Below are 4,861 nucleotides of genomic sequence, written 5' to 3' on the forward strand. Positions count from 1 at the left end.
ACGCCTGCAGTACCTGTTGGCCATCACTGCTCTCTTTTTCTCGCTGATGGTTGTTCTGCGCGCCGTGTTTTATTTCGGCTTTTCCCCTTTATCCGGTGATAGTGACATTGCCACCGACACCATTCTCACCGCCTGGGGCATTGGCCTTCGCTTTGACCTGCGCCTGGCCCTGCTGCTGATGCTCCCGTTGGCCGCACTGGCCTACCTGCCCTGGCTGAACTTGTTACGCAGCAGCATCGCCCGCTTCATCGGCCATGCCTACCTGCTGTTCGCCCTGTTGTTGCTGGTGCTCACCTATATTCTCGACTTTGGTCACTACGCCTACCTGGCCGACCGGCTCAATGTCACCGCGTTGCGTTTTCTGGAAGACACCGCCATTTCCACCCAGATGGTCTGGGAAAGCTATCCAGTGATCTGGATTACCCTGGGCTGGCTGCTCACCACCGCGCTCACCTTCTGGGCCGCCCTGTGGATTGAGAAAACCTTGCTCGGCCGTCCGCAAACCCGCATTGCCAAAAGCCAGGCCACATTCGGCTTTTTCGTCTGTTTCACGCTGTTCTTCTTTGCAATTCTGGGCCGGGTTAGCGACATCAATATTCTTAACCCAATCCCGCTGCGCTGGAGCGAAGCCTTCGCCACCGGCAACAAGGCGGTCGGATCATTGGGACTAAACCCGGTGCTGTACTTCTACGACACCACCCTGATCCCGGCCTCCCCCTACGACAAGGAAGCAGTGCAGAAGTACTACCCTGTCATGGCGGATTATCTGGATATCCCGCCAGCGCAACGCCAGAACCTGAACTTCGACCGCGTCGTCGATGTGCAAAGCCATAAGCTCGATTACGATCGACCGCCCAACGTGGTATTCGTGATGCTGGAATCCCTCGGTGCCAGCCGGGTAGGCGCCTACGGCACACCGTTTGATCCCACCCCCAACCTGGACAAAATTGCCAGCGAAGGCTGGTTCTTCAAACATTTCTACGTGCCTGTTACCGGCACCGCCAAAACCATCTGGGCGACCTTCACAGGCATCCCCGATGTTGCCCCCACGGAAAGTGCCAGCCGCAACCCTCTCACCAGCCATCAACGCATGGTACTGAATGAATTCAAGGGCTACCGCAAATTCTACTTCGTCGGCGGCAACGCCGGCTGGGCCAACATCGACGGACTGATCAAGCAGAGCATTGACGGGATAGAACTGTACGAGGAAGGCGATTGGAAGGCCCCCAACGTTGACGTTTGGGGCATCTCCGATCTGGAACTGTTCCGCGAATCCAACCAGATCCTCAATGATCTACCGGACGATCAACCCTTCTTCGCCTTTATCCAGACCGCCGGCAATCACCGCCCCTTCACCATCCCCGAAGAGAACGGGGATTTCGAAGTACGCGATATGCCGGAAGAAGAGCTGGCAAAGCATGGATTCCGTAATCCAGCGCAATACAATGCGGTACGCCTGCTGGATTACAACGTGGGCGAATATATGAAAATGGCACAGGCCAGTGATTACTTCGATAACACCATTTTTGTGTTCTTCGGCGATCACAACAACCGCATTACCACCATCCCACACATGCCACCGGCCATGGAGAAGTTGGGACTGGAGAGCAATCATGTGCCGCACATGATTTATGCGCCCGCTTACCTGAAACACCGTGTTATTGAACAATCAGTGGGGCTAACCGATGTGATGCCAACCATCGCTGGCATGCTGGGGCTGACCTACCGCAACACAACTCTGGGCCGTGACATTCAAAGCCCGGCGCCGGAAGGCGATCGCGTTAACTTTGTGGTGATGCAGGAAGGTCCACGCCCCGTATATGGCGCGCTGACCAAGGATTACTTCGTGCGCATGAACCACGACGGCAGCAATGCCACCCTCCACGACCTGCACAGCGACGACCCGGAAACCGACCGCGCCGAACAACACCCGGAAGTGTTTGAGAAACTGTACGAGCTGGCCCGCGGACAATACGAAACCGCGCGCTACCTGTTCTACGACAACGTGGACAACAAAGACGACAAGGCGCAGCAATAAGCATTGAAGCAACGCTTGATTTCTGACGCCACAAGCTCGACAACAGCAGGTGCCCCCCGCGCCTGCTGTTGTCAGCGTCAGAGACTGTTTTTTCTAGTCATGCCGGCCCATCACCAACCCCGCTAGCCGGGTGACCCAAACTCCGGGCAAGAATCGTGTTACCGCGACCATCAGCTTATACAGGGCACCGGGTACCACCACCGCTTTCCCCGCCATTAGTCCCTGCAATCCTGCAGCAGCTACCCGATCCGCTGGCATCATCGCCTTTTCCAGATCCGGATCCATTTTTTCACGGGCCAGAGAAGAAAATTCGGTACGCGTGCCACCCGGACACAGTGCCGTCACCACCACACCAAACGGTTTCAGCTCTTCGTGGAGTGCTCGACTCAAGTGCAGCACCGCAGCCTTGCTGGCCGCATAGGTGGCCATACCGGGAATCGGAAACCAGGCGGACACCGAACTGACATTGAGAATCCAGCCCCTACCTCGCTCTGCCATGGGCGCAGCAAACAATCGCGTCAGGGCCAGCAGGGCACGATCATTCACATCCACCATGCCGAGCTGCTCCTCCAGACTCATTGCCAGCAAGGGTTTCTGGAAGCCAAAGCCGGCGCTATTGATCAGGATGTCCACCAGCAGGCCACGACGGGCCACTTCATCAAAAAGCATTTGCGGCGCCAGCGGATCTGACAGATCCAACGTGATCACCTGCACAGACACTGTTGACAGTTCTTCTGCCAACGCATTCAAGCGTTCGGTACGTCGTGCCACCAGAATCAAATTACAGTCAGCCGCTGCCAGCTGGCGTGCCATTTCTGCGCCAATACCACTGGAGGCGCCGGTGATAAGGGCTGCTTTTCCTGAAAACATTATTTGCTCCAGCTTCTAGCTTCCAGCATTGATCGTCCTGCGGACGATGCCGTGCTACGCACGGTTCGCGCCTCCAGTGGCGCTCCTACAGCGGCTTCGTTGAAATGCAGGAAATCGGGAGCTTTTGGCATTTCCCCATCCAATTGAGCGTAGCTCGTAGCTCAATAACAAAAAACCCGGCACAAGGCCGGGTTTTTTGTTGGTGCGGGAAGCAGGTTTTTACAGCTTGCCGTCCAGCTCCGGTACAGCTTCAAACAGGTCAGCCACCAGGCCGTAGTCAGCCACCTGGAAGATCGGGGCTTCTTCGTCCTTGTTGATAGCAACGATGACCTTGGAGTCTTTCATACCGGCCAGATGCTGGATGGCACCGGAGATGCCCACAGCAACGTACAGGTTCGGAGCGACGATCTTACCGGTCTGCCCCACCTGCATGTCGTTCGGTACGAAGCCTGCGTCAACGGCAGCACGGGATGCACCCACGCCAGCGCCCAGCTTGTCAGCCAGCTTGTACAGGATTTCGAAGTTGTCGCCGTTACCCATGCCACGACCACCGGAGATCACGATCTCGGCAGAGGTCAGCTCAGGACGGTCAGACTTGGCCAGCTCTTCACCCACGAAGGAAGAAGTGCCCGCGTTCTTGGCAACGTCCAGGGCTTCAACAGCAGCGGAACCGCCTTCTGCAGCTACAGCATCGAAAGAAGTACCACGCACGGTGATTACTTTCTTGGCATCAGAGCTCTTCACGGTAGCGATGGCGTTACCGGCGTAGATCGGACGCTTGAAAGTATCCGCGTCGATAACTTCAGAGATCTCGGAAACCTGAGCCACGTCCAGCAGAGCAGCGGTGCGCGGAGCAAAGTTCTTGCCTGTGGTGGTAGCAGCAGCCAGAACGTGGGTGTAATCGGCAGCCACTTCAGCAACCAGATCACCAACGTTTTCAGCCAGCTGGTGCTCGTAGGCTTCGTTGTCAGCACACAGGACCTTGGAAACGCCATCAACCTTGGCAGCTTCTTCGGCAACAGCGCCACAGCCTTTACCGGCAACCAGTACGGTGATGTCGCCACCGATAGCTTTGGCAGCAGCAACGACGCTCAGAGTGACCTTGTTGAGCGCGGCGTTATCGTGTTCGGCGTAAACTAATACACTCATCAGATCACCTTCGCTTCGTTCTTCAGTTTCTCGACCAGCTCGTCTACGGAGCCAACGATGATGCCAGCCTGACGCTCGGCGGGTGCTTCAACGCTAACGGTGGTTACACGCGGAGTCAGGTCAACGCCCAGATCAGCAGCGGTCTTGGTGTCCAGCGGCTTTTTCTTGGCTTTCATGATGTTCGGCAGAGACGCGTAACGCGGCTCGTTCAAACGCAGGTCAGTGGTGACCACCGCCGGCAGGTTCAGCTCTACAGTCTGCAGGCCGCCGTCGATTTCACGGGTCACTTTCACCTTGCCGTCAGCCACATTCACTTCGGAAGCGAAGGTACCCTGCGGCATGCCAGTCAGAGCAGCCAGCATCTGGCCAGTCTGGTTGTTGTCACCATCGATGGCCTGCTTGCCCAGAATAACCAGCTCAGGCTTTTCTTCATCAACGATGGCTTTCAGCGCCTTGGCAATGCCCAGCGGCTGAACGTCTTCGTCAGTTTCGACCAGGATGGAGCGGTCAGCGCCCAGAGCCATAGCCGTACGCAGCTGTTCCTGAGCGGTCTTGGGACCGATGGAAACGGCAACGATTTCGGTAACCACGCCCTTTTCTTTCAGACGCACCGCTTCTTCTACAGCGATTTCACAAAAGGGATTCATGGCCATTTTAACATTGGCGAGATCAACACCAGTGTTGTCAGCCTTCACGCGAACCTTGACGTTGTAGTCAACGACCCGCTTGATAGGTACAAGAACCTTCATAGGATCCTCGGAATGTTCCATTGGGTGACTTGTAGAAGGAGGCGACATGACGCCG

4 protein-coding genes are annotated in these 4,861 nt (G+C 56.4%); 1 reads left to right on the forward strand and 3 read right to left on the reverse strand.

Annotated elements, in window-relative coordinates; translation table 11 throughout:
• A partial coding sequence (locus A3754_RS17500) for an LTA synthase family protein (protein ID WP_197468698.1) occupies positions 1–2,038 on the forward strand: 2,038 nt, incomplete at its 5' end.
• A gap of 93 nt (positions 2,039–2,131) precedes the next feature.
• Here the strand turns inward: A3754_RS17500 and A3754_RS17505 are convergent.
• The 3 genes from A3754_RS17505 to A3754_RS17515 all read right to left on the reverse strand — a co-directional run bounded on the left by A3754_RS17505 (position 2,132) and on the right by A3754_RS17515 (position 4,806).
• Entirely contained in the window at positions 2,132–2,908 is a 777-nt protein-coding gene (locus tag A3754_RS17505) for an SDR family oxidoreductase (RefSeq protein ID WP_063520730.1), read from the reverse strand.
• A 219-nt stretch (positions 2,909–3,127) separates the two neighbouring features.
• The gene (locus A3754_RS17510) at positions 3,128–4,057 is read right to left on the reverse strand and encodes an electron transfer flavoprotein subunit alpha/FixB family protein (RefSeq protein ID WP_063520731.1); all 930 of its coding nucleotides are present in this window, start codon (positions 4,055–4,057) and stop codon (positions 3,128–3,130) included.
• Complete coding sequence (locus tag A3754_RS17515; RefSeq protein WP_063520733.1) at positions 4,057–4,806, reverse strand: electron transfer flavoprotein subunit beta/FixA family protein; 750 nt, start codon at positions 4,804–4,806, stop codon at positions 4,057–4,059. The genes A3754_RS17510 and A3754_RS17515 overlap by 1 nt, the downstream gene beginning before the upstream one ends.
• Between the last annotated feature and the right edge of the window lie 55 nt (positions 4,807–4,861).

Source organism: Alcanivorax sp. HI0083 (genome assembly GCF_001635175.1).

What these genes read in the sequence shown, in the direction of transcription:
- A3754_RS17505 (WP_063520730.1), bottom strand. Translation starts at nt 2,908, where the DNA reads ATGTTTTCAGGAAAAGCAGCCCTTATCACCGGCGCCTCCAGTGGTATT.
- A3754_RS17510 (WP_063520731.1), bottom strand. Translation starts at nt 4,057, where the DNA reads ATGAGTGTATTAGTTTACGCCGAACACGATAACGCCGCGCTCAACAAG.
- A3754_RS17515 (WP_063520733.1), bottom strand. Translation starts at nt 4,806, where the DNA reads ATGAAGGTTCTTGTACCTATCAAGCGGGTCGTTGACTACAACGTCAAG.